Source organism: Micromonospora coriariae (genome assembly GCF_900091455.1).
GTDB lineage: Bacteria > Actinomycetota > Actinomycetes > Mycobacteriales > Micromonosporaceae > Micromonospora > Micromonospora coriariae.
This window is the reverse complement of sequence record NZ_LT607412.1, coordinates 5,156,335-5,179,734: the sequence shown is the minus strand read 5'-3', so window position 1 is coordinate 5,179,734 and position 23,400 is coordinate 5,156,335. Positions and strand designations below refer to the sequence as shown.

Here is a 23,400-nt window from a genome sequence, read left to right as displayed (position 1 = left end):
CCCTACTCCTCCTCGGCGAACACGATCTCGCGACGCTTGCGGATCGTCGGGAGTGCGGCGACGGCGAGCGCTGCCACGGTCAGGGCCAGGAGCACTGCGGAGATCGGCCGGGTCAGGAAGACCGACGCGTCGCCGCGGGAGATGATGAGCGCCCTCCGCAGGTTCTCCTCGAGCAAGGGGCCGAGGACGAAGCCGAGTAGCAGCGGCGCCGGCTCGCAGCCGCACTTGATCAGGATGTAGCCCAGGATGCCGAAGAACGCGATCGCGTAGACGTCGTACGCGTTGAAGCCCAGCGAATAGGTGCCGATCGCCGCGAACAGAATGATCATCGGGAACAGCACCTGGTACGGGATGCGCAGCATCCGCACCCAGATACCGATCAGTGGCAGGTTCAGCAGCACGAGCAGCGCGTTTCCGATCCACATCGACGCGATCAGACCCCAGAACAGCGCCGGCTCGTCGGTGATGATGTTCGGCCCCGGGGTGATGCCGTGGACGATGAACGCGCCGACCATCAGCGCCATCACCGGGTGGGCGGGCAGACCCAGGGTGAGCAGCGGGATGAACGACGTCTGCGCGGCGGCGTTGTTCGCCGACTCGGGGCCGGCGACACCCTCGATCGCGCCGCGCCCGAACTCCTGCGGCCGCTTCGAGATCCGCTTCTCGACAGCGTACGAGGTGAACGAGGCCAGCACGTGGCCACCGCCGGGCAGGACGCCGAGCGCGGCCCCGAGACCGGTACCGCGCGCGATCGGGCCGACCATCCGGCGGCGGTCCTCGCGGGTCGGCCAGAGGTTCCGCACCTTGCCCACGATTGCCGTGCGGGTCTGCTCGTTCTCCAGGTTGCGCAGAATCTCGGCCACCCCGAACATGCCGACGGCGACCGACACGAAGTCGATACCGCCGTACAGTTCGCGCTGGTCAAACACGAACCGGGGCGTGCCGGTGTAGATGTCCTGGCCGACCGTGCCGAGCAGCACGCCGAGCGCGATCATCGCCAGCGCCTTGAGCGCCGATCCGCGCGCCAGCGCGATCGACACGATCAGGCCGAGCAGTACGAGCGAGAAGTAGTCGGCCGGGCCGAACTTCAACGCGACGTTGGCCAGCGGTGGGGCCGCGACGGCCAGCGCGACGGTGGCCACCGTACCCGCGATGAAGGACCCGACCGCGGCGGCGGCCAGGGCCGGACCGGCCCGGCCCTGCCGGGCCATCTCGTGCCCGTCCAGCGCGGTGACCGCCGCCGACGACTCACCGGGCAGGTTGATCAGGATGGCGGTCGTCGAGCCGCCGTACTGGGCGCCGTAATAGATACCGGCCAGCATGATCAGCGCCGTCACCGGCTCGAAGCTGAACGTGATCGGCAGCAGCATCGCCACCGTAGCCGTCGGCCCGATGCCGGGCAGCACGCCGACCGCGGTCCCGAGCAGCACTCCCACGAAGCAGTAGAGGACGTTCTGGACCAGGAGTGCGGTCGAGAAGCCCAGCGCGAGGTTGTCGAGAAGTTCCATGCCTCAGTCCGGATGCCGCGTCAGAACCCCAGCCACGGGCCCCATAGCGGGATCCGCAGCTGAAGTCCGACGACGAAGATGAGCGTGCTGGCCACGGTCAGCCCGGCGGCCACGGCCACGGCCGTGAGCAGCCGAACGCGGGAACTGGCCAGCGTGGTGAGCAGGGCGGTCACCGCCGACGTCGGTACGAATCCGAGGCGCCGGACGGTGAAACCGAAGAACACGACCGCGAGCACGATGGCGGCTACCGCGCGCCACGGGACCGGTCCGAACGAGACCACCTCACCGGCGATGAGTCCCTTGATGACGATCGCCAGGCCCAGGACGGCCACCGTCGCGCCGACCAGCAGCGGGAAGGCGCCGGGGCCCATCCGCAGTGGGGTGCCCAGCTGGTAGCCGAGCGACCCCCACACGAACGCACCACCGATCAGGACGAAGATTCCCCCGGCGAGGAGGTCCGGGAACGACCGACGGCGCTCCACCTCAGGAAACCTTGACTCCGGCGTCAGCGATGATCTTCGACCAGGTGCCCAGCTGCTCCTCGAGCTTGGCCCGGTGCGCCTGCGGGGTCGCGTCCTGAGCCGGGACCGGCGCGGTGCCGAGCTTGGCCATCTGGTCGATGACCCCTTGGTCGGCCAGTGCCACCTTCAGCGCCTCGGACAGTTTTTCGACGATCTCCTGTGGCGTGCCGGCTGGGACGTAGAGACCGTGCCACACGCTGACCTGTAGCTGGGGCAGCCCGGCCTCGGCCGTGGTGGGCAGGTCGGGAAGACTCTTCACGCGCTCCGGCGTGGTGACCGCGTACGCCTTCACCTTCCCCGCGGCGATCTGGCCGCTGGTGTTGGTCGTCTGGTCGCACATGAAGTCGACCTGGCCGCCGACGAGGTCGGTCAGCGCAGGGCCGGTGCCTTGATACGGAACCTCCTGGAGCTTGACACCGGCGGCGGTCTGGAACAGTAGGCCGCACAGGTGGGAGGCGGCGCCGATGCCGGCGTTGGCCAGGGTGACCTTGTTGGCGTTCGCCTTCACGTGGGTCACGAGGTCCTGGAGTGTCGCGGGCGCGAAGTCCTTGCGGGCGACGACCGTCATCGGCACCTCGGTGACGAGTCCGACCATCTCGAAGTCCTCGAGCGGCTTGTAGCCCAGGTTCTTGTACAGGGCGGGCGCCGTCGACATACCGATGTGGTGCATGAGCACCGTGTAGCCGTCCGGATCGGCCCGCGCGACGTCGCCGGCACCGACAGTGCCGCCGGCGCCCTCGACGTTCTGAACGACGATCTTGGCGCCGAGCTTGGCGGCCATCGGCTCGGCGATCATGCGGGTGACGGTGTCTGTCGGGCCCCCCGCGCTGAACGGCACGACGATCGTGATGTTCTGGTCCGGATAGCCCGCGGCGTCGCCTCCGCCGTTGGCGCCTCCGTTGCCGGAGCAGGCGGCGACGAGCGAGACGACGCCGACCGCGGCGACCATCCGCGCGGTGGCCCGGTACCTGCTGGTCTCTCTCACAGCGGCCTCCTCATCAGCGCATGGGCATATGTCGGTGAACGAGTGGCCCCAGTCTCGACCGGCCGGGACGCGGATGGTGTCAGAGAAATCCCAAGAACTCGAGGGCTGACCGGAGGGTCGGCCCGGGCCGTACAATCCGCCGGTATGCGGATAACCGTCATCGAGGATGACGACCGCGTGGCGCTGGGCCTGGTGACCGTCCTGACCCAGGCGGGCTTCGAGGTCCACCGCATCGCCACCGCCGCGGAGGCCGTGCGCGCCACGCCGTCCGACGTGGTGCTCGTCGATCTGGGCCTGCCCGACGGCGACGGACTCGACGTGATCCGGAAGCTGCGTGACCACCCGGAGACCGCCGTCATCGCGGTCACCGCACGGTCCGAGGAGCACGAGCGGGTCCGCGGCCTGCGCGCCGGCGCTGACGACTACATCGTCAAGCCGTTCGGCATCCCGGAGCTGCTCGCCCGGATCGACGCCGTCCTGCGGCGTACCCGGGCGGCTCGCGCCCTGAGCCACTCGGACGAGCCGCTCCTGCTCGGCCCGATGCGGATCGGCGTCGGCACCCGCGAGGTCACCGTCGACGGCACGCCCGTGCCGTTGACCCGCAAGGAGTTCGAGCTGCTCCTGCTGCTGGCCCGGCGGGCGCCCAACGTGGTCAGCCGCGACGTCATCCTCGACCAGATCTGGGGCGCGACCTGGGAGTCGTCGAGTCGCACCCTGGACACCCACATCGCGGCGTTACGGCACAAGCTGGGGCCGAACGTGATCATCCGTACGATCCACGGCGTCGGCTATCGGCTCCTGGCCGACCAGCCGGAGCTGATCGGCTGACCCGCCGTGCACCGCCGCCTGCTCGTCGTCCTCGTTCCCCTCGCGGTGCTGCTCGTCGCGGCGCTCGGAGTGCCGCTCAGCGTCACCGTGGCTGAGCGGGAGATGCAGGAGACGTACGTCAACCGGCTCAACGACGTCGGCCGGTTCGCCTCGCTTGCCGAGACCGCGCTGGCGACCGGGCGGACCGAGGCGCTGCAGCAGGAACTGACGCGCTACCACGAGCTCTACGGCATTCCGGTCGCCCTGGTCGACACGTCCGGGGAGGTGCTGCTCGGACCGGCCGGTGCGTACCAGGAGGCGGCGCGCGCCGAGCCGACGTTGCCCCGGATCGTGACCGCGGCGCTGGCCGGGGCGCGGTCCGAACCGTCCTGGGAATGGGCGCCGTGGGACGACTCCGCACTCGTCGTGGCCGAGCCGGTGGGCCGGGACAGTGAGGTCGTCGGCGCCGTCGTGACGATCTCCGACCTGTCGAAGACGCGCGAAACCATCCTCGTACGCTGGGCCCGGCTCGCCGGGCTCGGGCTGCTGCCGTTGATCGCACTGGCGGCCGTCGCCTGGCCGGTATCGGCGTGGGTGCTGCGGCCGGTCCGGAAGCTGGACGCGGCGACCTCGCGGATCTCCGAGGGCGACCTGACGATCCGCGCCGACGCCGAGGCCGGCCCGATCGAGCTGCGGCGGCTGGCGGAGTCGTTCAACACCATGATGGACGCCGTCGAGAACGCCGCGCAGCGGCAGCGGGCGTTCGTGTCCGACGCGTCGCACCAGTTGCGCAACCCGCTGACCAGCCTCCGGCTCGCGGTGGAGAGCCTGGCTCCGCACCTGCGGCCGGACGGCAACGGACGGCAGGTGTACGACGTCGCCGTCGACGAACTGAAGGCGATGCAGCGGATGCTGAACTCGCTGCAGGCCAGTGCGCGGATGGAGAGCATGCGGACGGCGTCGCCGGTGGACCTCGACGAGGTGCTGGCGACCCGGGTGGTCCGGTGGCGGGCGTTGACGGCGACGGCGGGGCAGACGCTGGCGGTCGACGTGCCGCCGGGACTGCGGCTGCTGGAGCCTCCAGGCGGACTGGGCAGCATCCTGGACGAGCTGATCAGCAACGCGTTACGGCTTTCGGGCGCGCGGGCGGTGGAGGTGACCGCCCGCGTTGTTCCCGCCGGTGCGGGCGCCGGGAACCGCAACGGCTCCGCGGCCGGAGGCGTGGTCGCCGTCGCGGTCCGCGACGACGGGCAGGGGATCGACGTGTCCGAGCGGGCCCAGGCGCTACGACGGTTCTGGCGGTCGCCGCGGCACCAGAACGTGTCCGGTACCGGCCTGGGGCTGGCGATCTGCGCCGACCTGGTCCGGGCGGCCGGAGGCGAGCTGCGGCTGGAGGAAGGCCTGCCGCGTCCAGACGGGTCCGGGCACGGGTTCGCCGCAGTGCTTGCGTTGCCGGTCGTTGCGCAGGTGGCGTCGTCTCCCGGCGCCCCGGCTCCGTCTCCGGTCTGAGGACCCGGCCCCGTCACCAACCTGTCGCTGTCCCTGGTCAGCGCTTGCGGTCGCGGAACCAGGCCACCGCGCCCGGATGGAGCGGAACCGATGCCGTGGAGATCCCGGTACGCACGTTGATCTGCCACGCTTCGGGAACGGCCGCGGCGTCGCCCCGGCTGGCGGAAGCGATAGTGCCGGTGTGCGTGAAGATCGTGTCGGTGATGGCGTAGACCAGGTCGTCGGGCAGGTCGTTGCGCGCGAGCAGCACGTTCGGCACGGCGACGGTACGGGTGGCCGGGACGCCGGCGTAGGCGGTCGCGTGGATCGTGGCCGGAGCGTAGGGGCCCGGGTACGCCGTGAAGAGCGCGTCCGCCTGTGCGTCCAACGGGATCAGCCGGATCGGGTGCCGCTGGGCCAACTCCGTGATGGCGGGTGTCGGGACGCCGGTCAGGGAGAACATCGCGTCGATCCTGCCGTCGCGCAGTGCCGCCGCCGATTCGGCCTGGCTGAGGTACCGAATGGCGGCGTTCACCGGGCCGAGCCCCAGAACCCGCAGTGACGTGAACTCGGTGCCCGAATCGCGGGCACCGAGGGACAGGCGCTTGCCCTCAAGGTTCCGGAACTCCTGGATCGCTGAACCCGCCATGACCACGAGATGCAGATGACTGTCGTAGAGCCGGCACACCGCCGAGAGCCCCTCGGGCGCGCTGCCGTCGGTCGTGATCAACGCATCCAGACTCGTCAGTCCCAGGTGCGCCTCGCCGGCTCGCAGCATCCGGATGTTGTCGGTGGACGCCCCGCTCGGCACGGTGGTCACCGTGGCGCCCGGCACCTGCTCGGAGATGTGCTCGGCCAGCGCACCGCCGATGCGCCGGTATACCGCCCCCGCCGGCCCGGTGGCCAGTCGCAGGTGGACCTTGTCGACCTCGGGCTGTTGGGAGCAGCCGACGAGCAATCCTCCGGCGGCCAGGAGCGCCACCCGCCGGCTGATCCGTGGCTCCGCGTTCAGCACCATGCCGAGATGATACGGACGGAGCCGTCGCGCGCCGATGACAACGATCAATGCGGCGTTGTCACGCCTCCCTCAAGGCGGTCGAGCGCGAGTAGGGCGGCGCCGAGGCAGCCGGCCCCGTCGCCGAGTGCGGCGCGCGTCAGCCGGGGCTCCCGCTGAAACGTGAGCCGCGCGCGCAGCGCCGCCCGGAGCGGATCGATCAACCCGGCTCCGGCCTCGGCGAGGCCGCCGCCGATCACGATCACCTCCGCATCGTAGAGCGCCTGTCCGGTGCGGAGCCCGTCGGCGAGCGCGTCGATCGTGTCGCGCCACACCCGCCCAGCGAGTTCCTCCCCGGCGGCGGCCCGCGCGGCGACGTCAGCCGCGGTAGCGGGCGTACCGGCCAGCTCCACGTAACGTCGGCCGACCGCGGCCGCCGAAGCGACCGCCTCCAGACAACCGAGCTGGCCGCAGCCGCAGCGCGGCCCGCCGGGCCGCACCACGATGTGACCGAGCTCGCCAGCGGCGCCATGAGCGCCCGCGTAAGCCGACCCGCCGACCACGTGAGCGGCGGCGATGCCGGTGCCGATCGCGACGAAGAGCACGTGTCGGCTACCCCGGCCGGCACCGAGCCGGGCCTCCGCCACGCCGCCCACCCGCACGTCGTGCCCGAGCGCCACGGGCAGTCCGAGCCGCGCGACCGCCAGCTCCCGCAACGGTACGTCCCGGAAGCCGACGTTCGCCGACCAGACCGCCACACCGGCCACCTCATCGATCACCCCGGGCACCGCGATGCCCACCGCCACCGGAGTCAACCCATCGGCTCGGGCTCTGTCAGCCAGCCCTCCGGCGACGGACAGGACGGTCTCCACGACCGCGGACGGACCCCGATCAGCACAGGTGGCGTGCCGTTCGGTGTGCTGGCTGGTCCCATCCGGCCGAACCAGCGCGGCCTTGATGCCCGTGCCGCCCACATCCAGGGCGACGACCACCGCGCCTTCACTCACCGCTCGCCCTCGCCCCCGCTCGCACCGAGCCTGCTGGTCCGTTCGCCGCGCTGATCGGGGTCGGGCACGGAGAACCCGTTCGTACCCGACCCCGCGTAGCGTCAGCTCAGCCCGCGCCTGTGCCTACCGGCGCGGCCGGCCGTCGCCGTCCAGCCACGGGTCCTCCGGCCGCGGCCGGTCGAACGTGGGGCGTGCCTGCGTCCAGTGGCCGCGGGTGAAGTCGGGCACCTTGACCGACTTGAAACCCTTGCCCTTCAGCGACTCGTGGCTGAGCGGGATCACCGAGCACCACGCCGCCGAGTCGTAGACGTCGATGTCCGGGGTCATGCCCAGGCGCATCAACTGGACCATCCGGAAGATGGAGATGAAGTCGCCGCCGCCGTGTCCGCCGTACTGGCTGGCGAGCTTTTCCAGGGCCGGCCAGATCCAGTGGTCGTGCTGGTTCATGATCGTGCTGAAGGCACTGCCGGTCCGCCAAGCGTGGTTCGTGTGACCGAGCGACTCCAGGTAGATCCGGGCGTTGTCCAGTTCCAGCGAACCCCGGGTCCCCGTGAGCGTGGTCTCCCGGCTGTACGGGTGGGGCGAGTTCACGTCGTGCTCGACCCGGATGAACCTGTCGTTGACGGTCTTGATGAAGACCTGCTTGCGGTCCCCCGAGATGTAGGGGTCGTCGTCCCAGGCCGGGTGGTCCGCGCCAACCCGCGGGTCCTCTTCGCGGAACAGGGCCAGCGCCTTGGGCCGCGAGGCGACCGCGACGAGTTCGTCGAAGCGGTCGCCGCGGTTGATGTCCAGGCAGGCCGAGACCGGCCCGAGCCCGTGCATCGGGTAGTGGGCGGCGTTCATGCGGGTCTGCCAGCGCCGGCGCCAGTGCTCCGGGTAGTAGGCGCCCCCAAAGGTGTACGGCCAGCGCAGGTCGTGGACATAGCCACCGGAGGCGTGCTGCAACTCGCCGAAAAGCCCCGCCTTGGCCAGGTTGAACATCTGCATCTCGGGGCGGAAGTAGTTCACGTTCTCCAGCAGCATGCAGTGCTTGCCGGTGCGCTCGGAGGTACGGACCAGGTCCCAGATGTCGTCCAGGTGCGGCGCGATCGGCAGCTCGATGGCGACGTGCTTGCCGTTCTCCATGGCCGCCTTGGCCATCGGGTGGTGCCACTCCCACGGCGTGGCGACGTAGATCAGGTCGATGTCGTCTCGGCGGACGAGCCGTTCGAAGTCCTCCTCGCCGTTGGAGTAGCCGACCGGCTCCTTGTCCTGGAAGCCCTGGGCCATGACTCGGCTGATGGTCTCCGCGACGTGGTCGGGCCGGATGTCGCAGACCGCGGTGATCGTGGAGACGGCGGCCCACCGCATGGCCTGGTCCCCGCCGCGGTTGCCCAGGCCGATGATGCCGACGCGCACCTCGTCGAAGCCCTCGAAGGGCACGTTGACCATGGACTTCTCTTTGCCCTTGATCCGGGCGGGTTCGGCGGCGGGCGCCGCACCGGCCGCCGTGCCGGGCAGGAGGGCGCCGCCAAGCCCGGCGGCGGCGCCCAGCGCCCCCACGCCCTTCAGGACGTTGCGACGCGACGGGTGGGACCCGGCTGCCGCGGTGGACTCGTTCGGGCTGGCTTCGTTGGGACTCACGTGGATCAGCTCCTCTGCGGGAATGTGACGTGTCACGCGGGCACACTTGCTAAGCCGTGCTGGCCGACGCGGGGATCAGTCGGCGACGGACCACCCGGCCCGGCTACCTCAGGCATCTGACCCGAGGGTCGAGCGGTCAGCTGTCGAGGATGACCGACCGGGACAGGTTGCGCGGCTGGTCGGGGTCGAGCCCTGCTGCTTCGGCTCGCAGCAGGCACATCTGTTGGACGCGGACCAGGTCGGCGAGCGGGTCCACCTCGGACCACTCGAAGTGCCCCCCGGTCGCCCGGACCTGGTCCGGCAGGCCGACGGGGACGTCTCCGAACGCCCAGACGACCCGGCCGGGCGCGGTGATGCTGAGCGGGCCGTGCCGGTATTCCATCGCGGGGTAGGACTCGGTCCACAGTTGAGTCGTCTCGCGTAGCTTCAGGGCCGCCTCGTGCGCGAGCCCGACCGTCCAGCCGCGTCCGAGGAAGGTGATCTGGTCGGCCGTCGCGGCCGGACTGGTCGCGTCGACGCCACGCTCGAGAACCTGCCGTGCCTGTTCGGCGACCGGACGCAGATCGTGGCCGAGGGCCGCCCGCAACAGCGCGAGGGTGGTCGTCGCGAAGCGCGTCTGCACGACCGAACGCTCGTCGACCTCGGCGAGCACCACCGGACGGGCCAGGCTCACCGCCGGCGACGTCCCGTCAGCGGTGATCACGGTGGTCGACACCCGATCCCGGTACTGCTTGAGGACGTCGAGCACCTCGGTCGTGGTGCCCGAGCGGGTAATGCAGAGCACCCGGTCATAGCCACGGCCGAGCTGGTGCTCACTGGCCGGCCAGGCGTCAGTGCTGCCCTCGCCGGCGCTCTCCCGCAGGGCCGCGTAGGCCTGGGCGATGAACAGCGATGTTCCACATCCGAGCACCGCGACTCGCTCGCCAGGTTGCGGGAGGTCCATCGCCACCGAGGGCAGCACGTCCAGGACACGGAGCCAGTCGTCCGGCTGGGTCGCGATCTCGGCCGCCAGGAAGGTGCCTTCACTCATCGGGTGCCTCGTCCTCATGGTTCATGCGAGCGGATCTGGAGCGCGTCCAGAATGGATCGGCCTGATCGAATCTGTCAAGAAGCTCGCTGAACCAGTCAGTAACTTGCAGTGGGGTGCCCAGAGGTCACTCGGGGCTTGAGCAGCAGCGACGGTGAAAGACCTTGACGCCACTCAAGACCGCACCGCAGAATCCCACCAACAGCGGCATGATCGTGGAAGGTTCCGACTCGAACCAGTCACGAACGATCACGGCCAGGCAGAATTCCGATCACGACTTTGGCGATGTCCCTGCGCCGGTGGAGGCGGAAATGAAGAGATTCGTGCGTTCGTGGGCAGCCGTAGCGGTTGCCGGCCTGACGCTGACAGGTTGCGGCTTCGGCGGCGGCGACGGTCAGAGTGAGGGCGGCAACACGCTGTCGTTCCTGGTGCCCAGCTACAGCGACGGCACCAAGACGCTCTGGGAGGGCATCATCGCCGACTTTGAGGCTGCCCACTCGGACATCAACGTGGAGCTGGAGATCCAGTCCTGGGACAACATCAACGACGTTGTCCGTACCAAGGTCCAGTCGAACGCCGCACCGGACATCCTCAACATCGACGCCTTCTCGGGCTTCGCGGCGGACGACCTGTTGTACTCCGCCGACGAAATGGTCTCGGCGAACACCGTGGCGGACTTCCAGCAGTCCTTCGCGGACAACGCCTCGATCGACGGCACCATGTACGGCCTGCCACTTATCGCGTCGGCCCGCACCATGTTCTACAACACGGAGCTGTTGGAGCGGGCCGGCGTCACGGCACCGCCCAAGACCTGGGACCAGTTGCTCGACGCGGCGAAGAAGGTGGCCGCTCTCGGCGACGGCGTCTACGGCTACGGCATGCCACTGGGCAGCGAGGAGGCCCAGGGCGAGACCTCAATCTGGACCTTCGGCAACGGCGGGTCGTGGACCAGTGGTTCGGCCATCGCGGTCAACACCCCCGCGAACCTCGAAGCCGTCACGTTCATGAAACGCATGATCGACGAAAAGGCCACCCAGCCCGACCCCGGGGCGTCCGACCGGACCCCCATGCTGGACGTGTTCATCCAGGGCAAGATTGGCATGGTGGTGGCGCTCCCGCCCACCGTCGGGCAGATCGCGGAGAAGAACCCGAACCTCAAGTACGCGAGCGCGCCGATCCCCACCAAGAACGGCCAGCCGATGACCCTCGGGGTCGCCGACCACCTGATGGCGTTCAAGAACAAGGGTGACAAGCAGGAAGCGGTCAAGGCCTTCCTGGACTACGTGTTCAGCGCGCCGGTCTACACGAAGTTCGTCGACACCGAGGGATTCCTGCCCACCACCAAGTCCGGTGCAGCGGCGCTGGCGGGCAAGAAGGAGATCGCGAGCTTCCTCGAGGTCCTGCCCAGCGCCCGGTTCTACCCCAGCACGAACCCGCAATGGGCGACGACCCAGGGCGCGATGCAGAGCCTGATGGGCCAGATCGGGCAGGGCAAGAGCCCCGGGGCGGTGCTGGATGAAATCCAGGCCAAGGCCAACGGCTAGAGCCTGCGCGATTCACAAGTGATGACCAACCAACTCATGGAAGTGCCGACACCCGCGATCCCGGCACGTCGCCAGGCACGCCGGGACCTGGTGGCGGCACTTCCATGGCTGTTGCCGGCGCTGACGCTGATTGTCACAATCGTCCTGTTCCCGGCCGGCTATCTGGTCTGGACCTCGACCCGGGACGTATCACCAGTCGGAGTGGACCGCGGCTCGGCCGGGTTCGACAATTATGTGACGCTGTTCGACTCCCCCGCGTTGGGCAGGGTGCTGCTCAACACCGCGGTCTGGGTGGTCGGCGTCGTCGTGGTGACAGTGCTCGTCTCCATGGCGCTCGCGCAATTCCTTGACAAGGCCTTTCCCGGACGCCGACTGGTTCGACTCGCGGTCATCGTCCCGTGGGCGGCCAGTGTCGTGATGACAGCCACCGTCTTCTACTACGGACTCGATCCCTTCTACGGCGTCATGAACCAGTTCCTGATCGACCTCGGGATTTTGGACACCGGGTTCGGCTTCACTCGACAGCCGGTGCCGGCCTTCCTGGTGGCCATGGGAGTGGCGGTGTTCGTCTCGCTGCCGTTCACCACGTACACGATCCTCGCTGGCTTGCAAATGGTGCCGCGCGAGGTGGTGGAAGCTGCCTCAGTGGACGGCGCCGGACCGGTGCGGACCTACTGGAGCGTGATCTTCCCGGTCCTGCGGCCTGCGATCGCCGTCGCCGTGCTGATCAACATCATAAACGTCTTCAACTCGCTGCCCATCCTCCGCACGCTCACCGGCAGCATTCCCGGGTACGACGCGGACACCACCACCACGTTGATCTTCAAATACATCCAGCAGGACCGCCAGGTCGAGACGGCGAGCGCACTGAGTGTCGTGAACTTCGTCATCGTCCTCGCGGTCATCGGTATCTACCTCCGGGTTGTCCGGCCGATGAGGGACGAGTGAGCCTTGGCGACGACGGCAACCACATCTCAGGACGATGAGCGCGCCGAGAAGTCGGTGCGCGCGGGCGGGGTCAATGGTCGCACCCGGAGCCGTGGCAGACACCCCCGTGGCGGCCGCCGGTGGTTGATGGCATCGGCCGGCGCGGTGGTGGCGTTGTTCTTCCTGGCGCCCTACCTGGTGATGTTGATCGGCTCGTTCAAGCGGCATTCGGAGATCCTGCGCATTCCAGCCACATACCTGCCGACCGAATGGGTGCCGTCGAACTACGCGTCGATGTGGTCCACACCGGAGACACCGCTCGCCTACAACCTGGTCTCCACGATAATCATCTCTGTCTGCGGCACACTGCTGGTCCTGGTGGTGGCCATGCCCGCCGCCTATTACACGGCCAAGCACCGCTTTCCCGGACGACTGGCGTTCCTGCTCCTGGTGCTGGTGACCCAGATGCTCCAGCCGACCGTACTCGCGGCAGGACTGTTCCGGCAGTTCCTCGCGATCGGCATCGACGACACCTGGCTCGCTATGATCCTCGTCAACGGCGCGTTCAACCTCAGCTTCGCGGTGTGGATCATGCACAGCTTCTTCGCCGGGGTGCCCAAGGAGATAGACGAGGCGGCAATGATCGACGGTGCCAGCAAACTGCAGACGCTGCGGCGGGTGACCCTGCCGGTGGTCTGGCCGGGCATCGTCACCGCGATCATCTTCACGTTCGTCGCATGCTGGAACGAGTTCGCGGCCAGCCTCGTCATCTTGACCACGGCGGAGAACCAGCCGCTGACCGTAGCCATCACAAAATTCGTCGGCCAGTACGATTCGGCGTGGCAATACGTCTTCGGAGTCTCTATCGTCGGCATCGTGCCCGTGATCATTCTCTTCGCATTGGTGGAAAAGCGCCTGGTGGCAGGTCTCACGGCGGGGGCCATCAAGTGAGCACGGTCGAGGCCGCCGCCGACCGGGCGGACGGCCGTGACCGCGCCCAGCGCCTACAGGCGCTGCTCGACATCCTGGGCGCGCGCGGCAGGCTGTCCGTCGCCGAAGCGGCCAGCGCCCTGCAGGTCTCCGAGGCGACGGTCCGCCGGGACTTCACCACCCTGGCCGAGCAGCAGTTGGCGGCTCGGACGCACGGCGGCGTCGTAGCCACGTCCGTTTCGTACGACCTGCCGGTCCGCTACCGGGACCGGGGCGACAACGGCGCCAAGGAGCGCATCGCCGCGATCGCTTGCGAACTCGTCGAACTGGGCGACGTCGTCGCCTTCAACGGTGGCACGACCACGTCCGCGACGGCCCGACGCCTCGCCGCGCGGGTCGACCTCGCACAGGCCGTTCAGCGGCCGGCCGTGACGGTGGTGACGAACGCACTCAACATCGCCACGGAGATGGTGCTGCGACGCCACGTCCGCACAGTCATCCTCGGCGGTGTGGCACTGCCCCAGTCGTACGAGCTGACCGGGCCGCTGGCCACGATGGTCCTGAACGAGCTGTGGCTCGACGTGCTGATCCTCGGGGTCGACGCGTTCTCCCCCGACGGCGGCACGTCCTGTCACGACGAGGGTGAGGCGGGCATCGACGCGACGATGGTCCGGCGGTCCCGTCGGGTCGTCGTCGTGGCCGGCTCGGAGAAGCTGGGCCGGCACTCCTTTGCCCGGATCTGCGACGTCAACGCGGTGGACACCCTGGTGACCGACGACGGCGCGGATGCGAAGGTCGTCGCCGACCTGCGCGCCGCCGGGGTCAACGTGCTGCTGGCCTGAGGCCGGCCCGCGCCGTCACGGGGCGAGCAGGGTGACCAGGTGGGCGACCTGCCCGGCTACCGCGTCCCTGCCCGGTCCGAGGTACTTGCGCGGGTCGACCAGGTCCTCGTCGGCGGCGAGCGCGCGCCGGACCGCACCCGTGAGGGACGCGTTGAGATGGGTCGCGATGTTGATCTTCGCCATCCCGTGCGCGACTGCCGACCGCAGGCCCGCCTCGGAGACCCCGGACGAGCCGTGCAGGACCAGCGGCACCGGCACCTTCGCCGCGATCGCGGCGATCAGTTCGTCGTCGAGGACCGCGTCACGGCTCAGCATCGCGTGTGAGGAGCCGACCGCTACCGCGAGCGCGTCGACGCCGGTGGCGGCGACGAAGGCGGCCGCCTCGTCCGGGTCGGTCCGTACGCCGGGCTTGTGCGCGCCGTCCTTGCCGCCGATCGCACCGAGTTCGGCTTCGACCCAGACTCCGCGCGACTGGCACCAGGCGGCGAGTTCCGCGGTCAGTGCGACGTTCTTCTCGTACGAGTGCCCGGACGCGTCGACCATCACCGAGGGCACGCCGAGTTCGACCGCCTGCTCGACAAGCTCACGCCGGGTGGCGTGATCCAGGTGTACGCAGACCGGCACGGACGCTTCCGCCGCGATCCGGAGGCAGGCCAGCGCCAGCGGCGCCAGGCTGCCGTGGTAGCGGGCCGTATTCTCCGACAGCTGCAGCACCACCGGGCGTCCAGCGCTCTCGGCGCCGGCCACGATGCCCTCGGCATGCTCAAGCTGGATGACGTTGAACGCCCCGACGGCCCGACGGTCCCGCGCTGCCGGGATGACGAGTTCCGCCATCGAAGCCAGAGTCATGCTTCCTCCACTCTCACCTGATCACGCCAGCGCCGGTAGGCACGGACGTCCACCTCACCGGCGACCGGACGCAGCACCGCCGCGGCCGACAGCGCCACCGCGTCGACGAGCAGGCCGCGCCAGTCGACGGCGTCCAGCGACCCGGCGGCCGCGAGTTGCCGGGCGACGGCCGCGCAGGCCGCGTCGCCGGCGCCGGTCGCGTTCCCCTCGACCCGCTCCGGCGGCGCCGCCAGCATGGCCCGATCCGGTCGCACAACGGCCATTCCGTCGGCGCCCAGGGTCAGCACGACGGCGGCGACCCGGCCGGCGGGGGGCAGCAGCCGGCGGGCCGCCCGTACGGCCTCGGCCGGCGTCGAGGGCCGGTGACCCACCAACTCGGCCATCTCGTCCGCGTTCGGCATCAGCACCGCCCCGCCAGCTGTCGCCGCCACCTGCAGGGCCGGGCCGCTGACGTCCACGACGGCGGGCACTCCGGCGGACACCGCCGCGTCGACCAGGCGGGCCGGAAGCCCGGGGTCCACGCCGGGCGGCAGGCTGCCGGAGACGACCAGCGCGTCGGCGCCGGCCAGGAGTTCGCTCACGTGCCGGGTCAGGGCGTCGGCGGCTGCCGACGGGTCCACCGGTGGATGACCGGGCTCCCACAGCGACGTCGTCACTCCGTTGGTCTCGTGGACGACCAGCGTGCGCCGGACGTCCGGCAGTACGTCGAGCAGGTCTTCCGGCACGCCGGCCCGGTCGAGGGCGGCCCGCAGGGCCACGCCCCCCGGACCGCCGGACATGCCGGTGACGAGAACCCGCTCCCCCAGGTCGTGCAGCACCCGGCCGACGTTGACGGCCTTGCCACCGGGGCGTTCGCTGACGGTCCGCACCCGCTGCACCCGGCCCCGGTGCAGTTCCCCCAGCCCATAGGTCACGTCGAGCGCCGGGTTCGGCGCAACGGCGAGAATCACGTTTCCCGCTCGGTCATCGTGACTCCTCGTCGGGGTTCGGTGCCGGCAGCTCAGCATGGAGTTTCATGCTCGATATTAACAAGAATCTGTCGCTATCGCGCACCCCCTCCGCCCGGTCGGCGCGGGCCGGCACCCGACCAGCAAGGCCAGACGTCCAAAGTGGCTTCTTGCCTCGCGGCGGACCCTGATCAATACTGATCGCTATCAGTCGGATCCCGGCAATATCGCTCACAGGAGTTGGTCACATGCCTCCTTCCGCACAGTCGACCATCACCTCTCAACCCACCACAGTGGTCCGATCCCGCCGTTTCGGCGTGGGGCTCGCGGCCGTCGCGCTCCTGGTCGGATCCGTCGTCACACCCACTGCGGCCAGCGCGCAGCCACCCGCGGACGTCCTCAAGGTCTGGGTACCGACCGGCGACTTCGCGTCCTCGTCGTTCGAGCGCGTCCCGCAGGCCGCTCCGGAGTCGGTGCCCACCAGCCACGACCGAAAGCTGTCCTTGGCGACCGTCCGGGGCGGACACGCGTCCGCCCAGATCGCCGTGGCCAGCGGTCAGGACCTCGAAGAACTCCACGTGCAGGTGGGACCGTTGAAGCCGGCCGGCAAGGGCGGCGCGATCGCGAAGGCGATCCAGATCCGCTATCCCGCGTACATCCCGGACGACCGGGGCGGGACGATCGCCGACCCGCTGCGCGAGGTCGACCGGGTGGACGTGCCCGCCGGCCAGGCGCAGCCGGTCTGGTTCACCCTCGCCGTACCACCGGACGCCCGCCCAGGCACCTATCACAGCCGGGTCACCGTGACCGCCCACAAGGTCGAGGCGATCGAGTACGACCTGACGGTGACGGTTGCCGACGTGACCCTACCGCCGGTCGCCGAGCGGGACTTCCACCTGAATCTCTGGTTCCAGCCGGACACCGTCGCCGAGCAGGCCGGCCTGGAACTGTGGTCCGACCAGCACTTCAAGGCCATCCGGCCGTACCTGGAGGACCTGGCCTCGCGCGGCCAGCGCGTCATCAACTCGGCGGTCGCTGAGGACCCGTGGCCGGTGCTGTGGCCGGACGGCCAGTGGCGGTCGCAGACCTACGTGCCGTACCACTCGACCGTCGACTGGTTCCACGACGGCGAGCAGTGGTCCTTCGACTTCGCGAACTGGGACCGACTGGTCGAGGAGGGAATGCGAGCCGGCGTCGGCCCGTACATCCACGCCTTCGGGCTGTTGATGTTCCGGGGCTACCAGCACGTCGTCTACACCGACACCCGGACCGGTCAGCGGGTGGACCAGGAGGTGTCGTTGGGTGGCGCGGAGTGGAAGGACGCCTGGTCGGCGTTCCTCGTCGCGTTCGAGGACCACGTACGGGACCGGGGCTGGTTGGACCGGACCTACCTCGCCTTCGACGAGCGGCCCGCGAGCGAGATGCAGGTGGCCATCGACCTGGTCCGGGAGGTCGCACCGGTCTTCGTCGACCAGATCGCGATCGCCGGATCCGCGAGCACTGACGCGTTCGCGCAGGACCTCTCGCTCAACTACTCCGACGTTGACAACTGGTCTCAGGAGATGATCGACCGGCGCCGGGCGGAGGGCAAGAAGACCACCTTCTACACCTGGTCCAACCCGCCCTACCCGAACACCGTGACCCCGGCCGCACCCCTCGGCGCACGAGTGCTGTCCTGGCTCAGCGCACAACGCAACCTCGACGGCTACCTGCGTTGGGCGTACAACTCGTGGCCGCAGGACCCGTACACCGACGGGTCCTACCGCTACCGCCAGGGCGACGAGTACCTCGTCTACCCGGGCAAGGACGGACCGGTGTCGAGTATCCGGTGGGAGCTGTTCCGCGACGGTCAGGAGGACTTCGCCCTGCTCGACCAGCTAGCCGAACGCGGTGGCCAGGACCACCCGGCACGGGTGGCCGCACTGGCCGGTGTCGAACCCACGGCCACTCCCGGGCCCGCCGCCTACCAGGCGCTGCTCGACGCCCGAGCGGCGGTGGTCAATGCATTGGCGGACTACCCGACCGACTGACCACAGGCGCCACCCGCAATCCAACCTGCGGCACGCCACGGGGGTGACGTGGTCCAGGGCCACCCGTGCCCGACCGATGGTAGGTGGGGAAACGATCAGGTTGCCCGAGCGAGTGCCGCCCACCGACAACCTCGGTGGGCGGCACAGCGCTCGAAGCCATGGGGCGGGCCTGAAACCCCCGAAGGCAGGAGTCGTCAGAGGGTGACGACGGCGTCCTCCGCGAGAGTGAACAGGCCCGCGTCGAACGTGATCGTCTTCAGCTTCGTGCCCTTCGGCACGTCGAAGTAGACGTTGGCCTTCACCGAGTTGCCCGGGTTGATCTCGTCGAGGAAGCCCTGCCCGTCGGTGTTGCCGTAGATCGCGGCCTCGCCGTCGGCCTCGTACTCTCGGCCGGATCCGTCCTGCGCGCTGAGGGTGCCGTCGGCGTGGAAGGTGTGGGCGCTCTTGGTGACGTTCTTGACGGTCACGCTTGCCTTGCAGAAGGTGCCCTGCGCCTTGGTGTTCAGGAAATCGCTACCCACTTTGGAGATCCCGCACCGCACGCTGTTGACGGTGAATTCGAAGTCACCGCCGCGCACCTTGTCGCCGATGCCGAACGGTTTGGGCTTGGGCGGGGCCGGGGCGGCGGTCGTCTTCACCGGGGCAGGCTTCGTCGGCGCGGCCGCCTCCGCCGCCGGGGTGGAGAGGCTGGGGCTTGAGGCGGGGATGTCGGTGCTCGCGGAGACGTCAGCCTTCTTGTCGTCGCTGGTCAGGCCGATCACAAGCCCGCCACCGCAGCAGAGCACCACGACCGCAACGACGCCGATGAGGGTGGGAATCAGCCACTGTCGCTTGCGGGCGGGAGGCGTCGGCGGTGCGACAGGCGGCGGGTACTGGCCCGGAGGCGGCGGCGGGTACTGGCCGGCGGGTACTTGGGCGAACTGGGCGGTCGGCGGCGTCGGCTGCTGGCTGGCGGACGACGGCTGGTTCTGCGCAGGATCGTAGGGGGCGGTCATTGGCGCGTGGGTCTCCCAGGTCTGCGGGTGATGCTGCCCAGTTGTGAGCAATGCGCACAACGTTGTCACAGCGTTGCTGCGCGTACAGTCCCCCGGCTGTCTTGTCGCACACGCCGGTTAGCTGGAGAAACACCTCATTTGATCATGCAGCTCGGACGTTTGGTGTGACGGCGTCTACTACCGTCTTCCAGGGGCCGGACGCGGCCTGGTACGGACGCAGGGGCTGGTCCACGATCAGTGGTCGTCGGGAGGCGCTGGCAGCCGGTCAGCCCACGGGGAGGAAATTCGTGCGTTTGCGCAAAGCAACAGCCGCCGGTTCGGTAGCGGTAGCGGTGGCCCTGGTCCTCGCCGGATGCAGCAGCATCGACAGGCCCGATGGGTCGGAGGCCACAAAGGACTCGAAGAGATCCGCCGGTACCGCGCCGGGTCAGCCCGAGGAACTGGGCCCGCCGATCGCCAGCCGGGACATCCAGATCAGCGACAGCGGAAAACTCTTCCCGGTGAAGGTGGAGCTGTACCAGCTGCGGCGCGACAGCGGGTTCGTCACCCTCAACGTCCGGATGACCCGCACGGACACCGCGGGCAACCCGGACCGCTGGCAGATTGGCAGCGCCTTTGAAGGTGAGACCATCTCCCTGGCCTTCTCGGGCGTGACGATGATCGACCGGAAGAACCGCAAGCGGCACCTGGTCGCGCGAAGCGGCGACCCGGACGCGAAACCCGGTCAGGTGAAGTACCTCGCCTCGTCGGGCCTCTCATCGGTGTTCGTCGAGGCCGGTCAGTCGGTGGACCTGTACGCCATGTTCGGAGCCCCACCGGACGACGTCACCGCCGTGGATGTCGTCATCCCCCGAGTCCCGGTCTTCGAGAATGTCCCGCTCGGTTAGCCGCCACACAGCGCTGGCCGCGACCGCGCTGACTTTCCTCCTGGTCGATGCACCGGCCGTCGCCTGGTCCGCGCCGACGTCGACGCCGTCGTCGGGAACCGCCGTCGTGCCCGGACCAACGCTCGGGCCCGGCGAGCAGGTGAGCGCTCCGATCATCGACATCCGGGCGCCGATCGAGGACATCTATCTGCGCACCGAGGACCTCGACGGCTACAGCCTGGAGGCCGAGTCCGGGGGACGTATCGAGCTGACCCTGGCGGCGGACGTCCTCTTCGCATTCGGCAAGGCCGACCTGTCCCCGGCCGCCCGTACCCGGCTGGCCGAGATATCGAGACGGCTACGTACCCAGGCCGCCGGCAAGGTCCAGATCTTTGGACACACTGATTCGGTGGGTGCCGACGCGCAGAACCTGACGTTGTCCCGCCGACGAGCCGAGGCGGTCCGCGACGAGCTGGCCGTGGGCCTCGCCGGCAGCCAGATCACCTACGAGGTCGAGGGCTTCGGGGAGACCCGACCCGTCGCGCCGAACACCGTGGACGGCAGGGACAACCCGAAGGGCCGGGCCAGCAATCGACGCGTCGAGATCCGGTTCGACAAGTGATCGGGTCCGGAGACCAGCCGCCGACACGGCTGGTCTCCGGAGAGCCGGGCCGCTACCTCTAGCCGTTCAGGCCGGCCGCCAACGCCTCGGCGAATGACGTGTCGGCGGCGGTCCCGCTCACCCCGAGCCGCCAGGTTCCCCCGGGAAGGTCACCGAGAGGCAGGGACCGTCCGCCGGGCTGCCACAGCGGTTGCCATGCGATGGATCCGCTGGGGCGGTGGAACCACCGGTTGTCCTCGTTCCAGGCGGAGCCGGCGCGGTAGGCGGCCACCAACGTGGTCGTGTCGTCGGTGGCAAGTGTCCAACTGGTGAAACCCGCGGCGTCGCCGTCTCTGTCCTGCCGACCGGGGTCACCGAGCCGCGGCAGGGCCGAGTCAAGGTTCCAGGCGGCTTCCCAGACCGGCGCGGTGGTCGGGCCGGCCACGTGCCAGACGAGGCCGAGGTCCGTGGTGGCCGTGTCGAACCGGAACCGCCAGTCGGCGGTCACCGGCTCGTTTCCGAGGGGGATGCCGTTGAGGCTCAGGTCGGTGCCGTCGGCGGAGACTGTCACGTCCCTGGCGGCACCGGCCACGTCTGTCGGCCCGAAAGCTCCGACCGCGAGGTAGGGCGCCGTGGAGCGCGACGACGAGTCCGTGACGGGTCGGTACTCGCCGCGTCCGGCTGGATCGGCGTCGTAGGAGACCAGCCGGGCCTGAGGCGCCGTCTGCACCACGGCACGGTAGTACGGAGTCGTGACGACACGGCCCTTCGTCACCACCGGCGTACGCCAGTGCAGCGGTGCCAGCCAGAGTCCGCCCTGGCCCCAGCCGGCACCGGTGACGTACCAGTCACCCGTGCCCGAGTCGTCCTTGACCACCTCGGCGGCGTGCGCGTTGATCTGCCCCGCCAACTGGCCGACGCTGAAGTGGAAGGGATCGGCGCTGCGGTAGACGCGGGTGTCCTGGTAGCCGCTCTCGCAGCACACGAAGAGGTACCACGATCCGCCGTGCCGCACCACGAACGGCGATTCGGTCGGTCCGCCGAAGGTGCCGGTGGCCGGGTGTTCGAAGGCCGTCCGCCGGGCGCCCCAGTGCACCAGGTCGCTGCTGGTGCGGTAGGCGACGATGTGGTGACCACCGGCCGGTGTGCTGTTGGCGGTGTAGTACATCACCCACTGGCTGCCGACGCGGGTGACCATCGGGTCCCGGCCGTCGAACCCGTCGGTGAACAGGGGGTTCGCCGGGTGGCGGGTCCAGGTCTTGAGATCCTTCGACGTGGCCAGCTGCATCCGGTAGGCCGTGTGGTCCGCGGTGCCGCCCGCGTAGTACATGTAGTACGTGCCGCCGTGGAACAGGACGTACGGCGCCCAGATGTGGCTCTCGCCGGCGGCGGGGTCGGCCTCCAGCGCGAACGGCTGCTTCGTCCAGGGTCCGCGCGGTGACGGCGCCGTGGCGTGGCCGAAGAACCGCTCGTCGAGCGGGTTGGCGGGCTCGGCGTGGGTGATCGCGAAGATGTGCCACTCGCCGGTACGGCGGTCGCGCACCATCGTGTGGTCGTTGTAGTACCAGCGCTCGTTCTCGCCGACGCTGGGGTCGTAGACGGGCACGAAGTCACCGGCGCCGACCACGGTGGACCGGTTCTCGTACGGCTGGTTGTCGATCGCAGACGGGTCGGCGGCCCGAGCCGCGACCGGTGTCGCGATCAGGCTCAGGGCGACCGCGAACAGCACGGACAGCCGGCCAACGCGGGACGGTAGTCGGGGCATCGCTCTCCTCCAGGGCTCGTAGCGGGTATGCGGTGGCGGGCTTCCCGGTGGCTGATTCGCCGGTCGTTCGGTGGGGCGGGCCCGCCCGACTTTCGCGGCGGGCCCGCACCCACGGAACTGCTACTGCTTGCCGCCGAGCTCGGTGTAGGCCTGAGCGGCGTTGTCCTTGGTGATCTGCATCGTGCCGAGGGTGGTCGACTTCGGCACGTCCTTCGTGCAGTCGACCAGGATCTTCTTGGCCAGGTCGATCGCCTCACGTCCGCCGGTCGCGTACTGGAACGTCGCCTGCAGGCGACCCTGCTCGACCGCCTTGATGCCGCCGGACGGGACGGGCAACGCGTCGATCCCGGTGAACTTGATCGCGGTTTCCTTGCCGGCGGCCTTCGCCGCCAGGTACGCGCCCTCCGCCATCGGGTCGTTGTGCGCGTAGACGGCGTCGATCTTCGGCTGGGCCTTGAGCATCGCGTCCATCACGCTCTGCCCCTTCTCCCGCAGCCACTCAGCGGTCTGGGTGGCAACGATCTCGATCTTCGGGTTGCTCGCGATGCCGTCTCGGAAGCCCTGGGCGCGCTCGGCGGCCGGGGTGGAGCCGGGCAGACCGGAGATCTCGACGACCTTGCCGCCCTGCGGCAGCAGCGTCTTGGCGTAGTACTCGCCCGCCGCCTTGCCGATCGCCACGTTGTCGCCGCCGATGAAGGCGGTGTACGCGTCGCCCTCGACCTTGCGGTCGAGCACGATGACCGGGATGCCCTGGTCGTACGCCTTCTTCACCACGCCGGTGAGCGGCTTCGCCTCGTTCGGCGAGATGATCAGCAGGTTGATCCCCTGGGAGAGGAAGTTCTCCACATCGGCGACCTGCTTGCTGTTGTCCTGGGCCGCGTCCGCGACCACGACCCGGAACCCGGGCACGGTCTTCGCCGCGGTGTTCACGTCGTCGTTCATGACCTGCCGGTACGGCTCGGCGTTGTTGGCCTGCGACATGCCGATCAGGAACTCCTTGCCGCTGCCGCACTGGGACGAGGCGTCGGTGCCGCCGTCGCCGCCGTCCTTCTCGACGCTGCATCCCGTGGTGACCACGAGCGCGGCCAGTGTGAGGATCGTGAGGGCTCTTCGGGCGTAACGCATGTTTCCTCCATGGTGGTGG

At 69.4% G+C, this 23,400-nt stretch carries 21 protein-coding genes; 9 read left to right on the top strand and 12 right to left on the bottom strand.

The features are described from left to right. Positions 1–2 precede the first annotated feature (2 nt). The 3 genes from GA0070607_RS24105 to GA0070607_RS24095 are packed head-to-tail and all read right to left on the bottom strand — an operon-like array spanning position 3 to position 3,014. Complete coding sequence (locus GA0070607_RS24105) at positions 3–1,508, bottom strand: tripartite tricarboxylate transporter permease (RefSeq protein WP_089020207.1); 1,506 nt, start codon at positions 1,506–1,508, stop codon at positions 3–5. Between the two features lie 20 nt (positions 1,509–1,528). Beyond that, on the bottom strand, positions 1,529–1,990 hold the full coding sequence (locus GA0070607_RS24100) for a tripartite tricarboxylate transporter TctB family protein (RefSeq protein WP_157743240.1): 462 nt from the start codon (positions 1,988–1,990) through the stop codon (positions 1,529–1,531). Between the two features lies 1 nt (position 1,991). Beyond that, positions 1,992–3,014: a tripartite tricarboxylate transporter substrate-binding protein gene (locus GA0070607_RS24095; RefSeq protein WP_197701149.1), complete on the bottom strand. Its 1,023-nt coding sequence runs from the start codon at positions 3,012–3,014 to the stop codon at positions 1,992–1,994. Positions 3,015–3,158: 144 nt separating this feature from the next. Between GA0070607_RS24095 and GA0070607_RS24090 the strand changes: the two genes are divergently transcribed. Together GA0070607_RS24090 and GA0070607_RS24085 are read left to right on the top strand one after the other, a co-directional pair. Continuing rightward, entirely contained in the window at positions 3,159–3,842 is a 684-nt protein-coding gene (locus GA0070607_RS24090; RefSeq protein ID WP_089020205.1) for a response regulator transcription factor, read from the top strand. A 6-nt stretch (positions 3,843–3,848) separates the two neighbouring features. Next, positions 3,849–5,330 carry a sensor histidine kinase gene (locus tag GA0070607_RS24085; protein WP_089020204.1) on the top strand — a complete coding sequence of 494 codons (1,482 nt, stop codon included), beginning with the start codon at positions 3,849–3,851 and terminating at the stop codon, positions 5,328–5,330. 37 nt (positions 5,331–5,367) lie between these two features. Here GA0070607_RS24085 and GA0070607_RS24080 read toward each other — a convergent pair whose 3' ends face one another. The 4 genes from GA0070607_RS24080 to GA0070607_RS24065 all read right to left on the bottom strand — a co-directional run bounded on the left by GA0070607_RS24080 (position 5,368) and on the right by GA0070607_RS24065 (position 9,963). After that, positions 5,368–6,375 (bottom strand): TAXI family TRAP transporter solute-binding subunit, encoded by a 1,008-nt coding sequence (locus GA0070607_RS24080; protein WP_197701148.1) that lies wholly within the window; start codon positions 6,373–6,375, stop codon positions 5,368–5,370. Beyond that, a complete protein-coding gene (locus tag GA0070607_RS24075) occupies positions 6,372–7,310 on the bottom strand; it encodes an ROK family protein (RefSeq protein WP_089020202.1) in 939 nt (312 codons plus the stop codon). The genes GA0070607_RS24080 and GA0070607_RS24075 overlap by 4 nt, the downstream gene beginning before the upstream one ends. A gap of 123 nt (positions 7,311–7,433) precedes the next feature. Then, entirely contained in the window at positions 7,434–8,933 is a 1,500-nt protein-coding gene (locus GA0070607_RS24070) for a Gfo/Idh/MocA family protein (RefSeq protein ID WP_089020201.1), read from the bottom strand. A 136-nt stretch (positions 8,934–9,069) separates the two neighbouring features. Then, positions 9,070–9,963 carry an SIS domain-containing protein gene (locus tag GA0070607_RS24065; RefSeq protein ID WP_089020200.1) on the bottom strand — a complete coding sequence of 298 codons (894 nt, stop codon included), beginning with the start codon at positions 9,961–9,963 and terminating at the stop codon, positions 9,070–9,072. Positions 9,964–10,271: 308 nt separating this feature from the next. Here GA0070607_RS24065 and GA0070607_RS24060 point away from each other — a divergent pair, with 308 nt between their 5' ends. Genes GA0070607_RS24060 through GA0070607_RS24045 form a run of 4 tightly spaced genes read left to right on the top strand, consistent with a single transcriptional unit; the run spans position 10,272 to position 14,203 of the window. Continuing rightward, positions 10,272–11,504: an extracellular solute-binding protein gene (locus GA0070607_RS24060; protein ID WP_089020199.1), complete on the top strand. Its 1,233-nt coding sequence runs from the start codon at positions 10,272–10,274 to the stop codon at positions 11,502–11,504. Between the two features lie 21 nt (positions 11,505–11,525). Next, positions 11,526–12,452, top strand: a complete 927-nt coding sequence (locus GA0070607_RS24055; protein ID WP_197701147.1) for a carbohydrate ABC transporter permease — start codon at positions 11,526–11,528, stop codon at positions 12,450–12,452. Between the two features lie 3 nt (positions 12,453–12,455). Continuing rightward, on the top strand, positions 12,456–13,382 hold the full coding sequence (locus tag GA0070607_RS24050) for a carbohydrate ABC transporter permease (RefSeq protein WP_197701146.1): 927 nt from the start codon (positions 12,456–12,458) through the stop codon (positions 13,380–13,382). Next, entirely contained in the window at positions 13,379–14,203 is an 825-nt protein-coding gene (locus tag GA0070607_RS24045; RefSeq protein ID WP_089020197.1) for a DeoR/GlpR family DNA-binding transcription regulator, read from the top strand. Before GA0070607_RS24050 ends, GA0070607_RS24045 begins: the two co-directional genes overlap by 4 nt. Positions 14,204–14,218: 15 nt before the next feature. Here the strand turns inward: GA0070607_RS24045 and GA0070607_RS24040 are convergent, their stop codons facing one another. Both GA0070607_RS24040 and GA0070607_RS24035 read right to left on the bottom strand, forming a co-directional pair. Then, positions 14,219–15,052: a class II fructose-bisphosphate aldolase gene (locus tag GA0070607_RS24040; protein ID WP_089020196.1), complete on the bottom strand. Its 834-nt coding sequence runs from the start codon at positions 15,050–15,052 to the stop codon at positions 14,219–14,221. Then, a complete protein-coding gene (locus tag GA0070607_RS24035) occupies positions 15,049–16,002 on the bottom strand; it encodes a hexose kinase (RefSeq protein WP_089020195.1) in 954 nt (317 codons plus the stop codon). The genes GA0070607_RS24040 and GA0070607_RS24035 overlap by 4 nt, the downstream gene beginning before the upstream one ends. Positions 16,003–16,247: 245 nt before the next feature. On the opposite strand from GA0070607_RS24035, the gene GA0070607_RS24030 reads away from it, so the two are divergent. Then, positions 16,248–18,029 (top strand): DUF4091 domain-containing protein, encoded by a 1,782-nt coding sequence (locus GA0070607_RS24030; RefSeq protein ID WP_089020194.1) that lies wholly within the window; start codon positions 16,248–16,250, stop codon positions 18,027–18,029. Positions 18,030–18,223: 194 nt separating this feature from the next. On the opposite strand, the gene GA0070607_RS24025 is transcribed toward GA0070607_RS24030, so the two are convergent. Then, positions 18,224–19,024 carry a DUF4352 domain-containing protein gene (locus GA0070607_RS24025; RefSeq protein WP_089020193.1) on the bottom strand — a complete coding sequence of 267 codons (801 nt, stop codon included), beginning with the start codon at positions 19,022–19,024 and terminating at the stop codon, positions 18,224–18,226. A gap of 101 nt (positions 19,025–19,125) precedes the next feature. On the opposite strand from GA0070607_RS24025, the gene GA0070607_RS24020 reads away from it, so the two are divergent. Both GA0070607_RS24020 and GA0070607_RS24015 read left to right on the top strand, forming a co-directional pair. Then, complete coding sequence (locus GA0070607_RS24020; protein ID WP_157743239.1) at positions 19,126–19,911, top strand: hypothetical protein; 786 nt, start codon at positions 19,126–19,128, stop codon at positions 19,909–19,911. Positions 19,912–20,017: 106 nt separating this feature from the next. Next, positions 20,018–20,512 (top strand): OmpA family protein, encoded by a 495-nt coding sequence (locus tag GA0070607_RS24015; RefSeq protein ID WP_157743238.1) that lies wholly within the window; start codon positions 20,018–20,020, stop codon positions 20,510–20,512. A 58-nt stretch (positions 20,513–20,570) separates the two neighbouring features. Here GA0070607_RS24015 and GA0070607_RS24010 read toward each other — a convergent pair whose 3' ends face one another. Both GA0070607_RS24010 and GA0070607_RS24005 read right to left on the bottom strand, forming a co-directional pair. Continuing rightward, on the bottom strand, positions 20,571–22,256 hold the full coding sequence (locus GA0070607_RS24010) for a glycoside hydrolase family protein (protein WP_089020190.1): 1,686 nt from the start codon (positions 22,254–22,256) through the stop codon (positions 20,571–20,573). A 120-nt stretch (positions 22,257–22,376) separates the two neighbouring features. Next, the gene (locus GA0070607_RS24005) at positions 22,377–23,381 is read right to left on the bottom strand and encodes a substrate-binding domain-containing protein (protein ID WP_089020189.1); all 1,005 of its coding nucleotides are present in this window, start codon (positions 23,379–23,381) and stop codon (positions 22,377–22,379) included. Positions 23,382–23,400 lie beyond the last annotated feature (19 nt).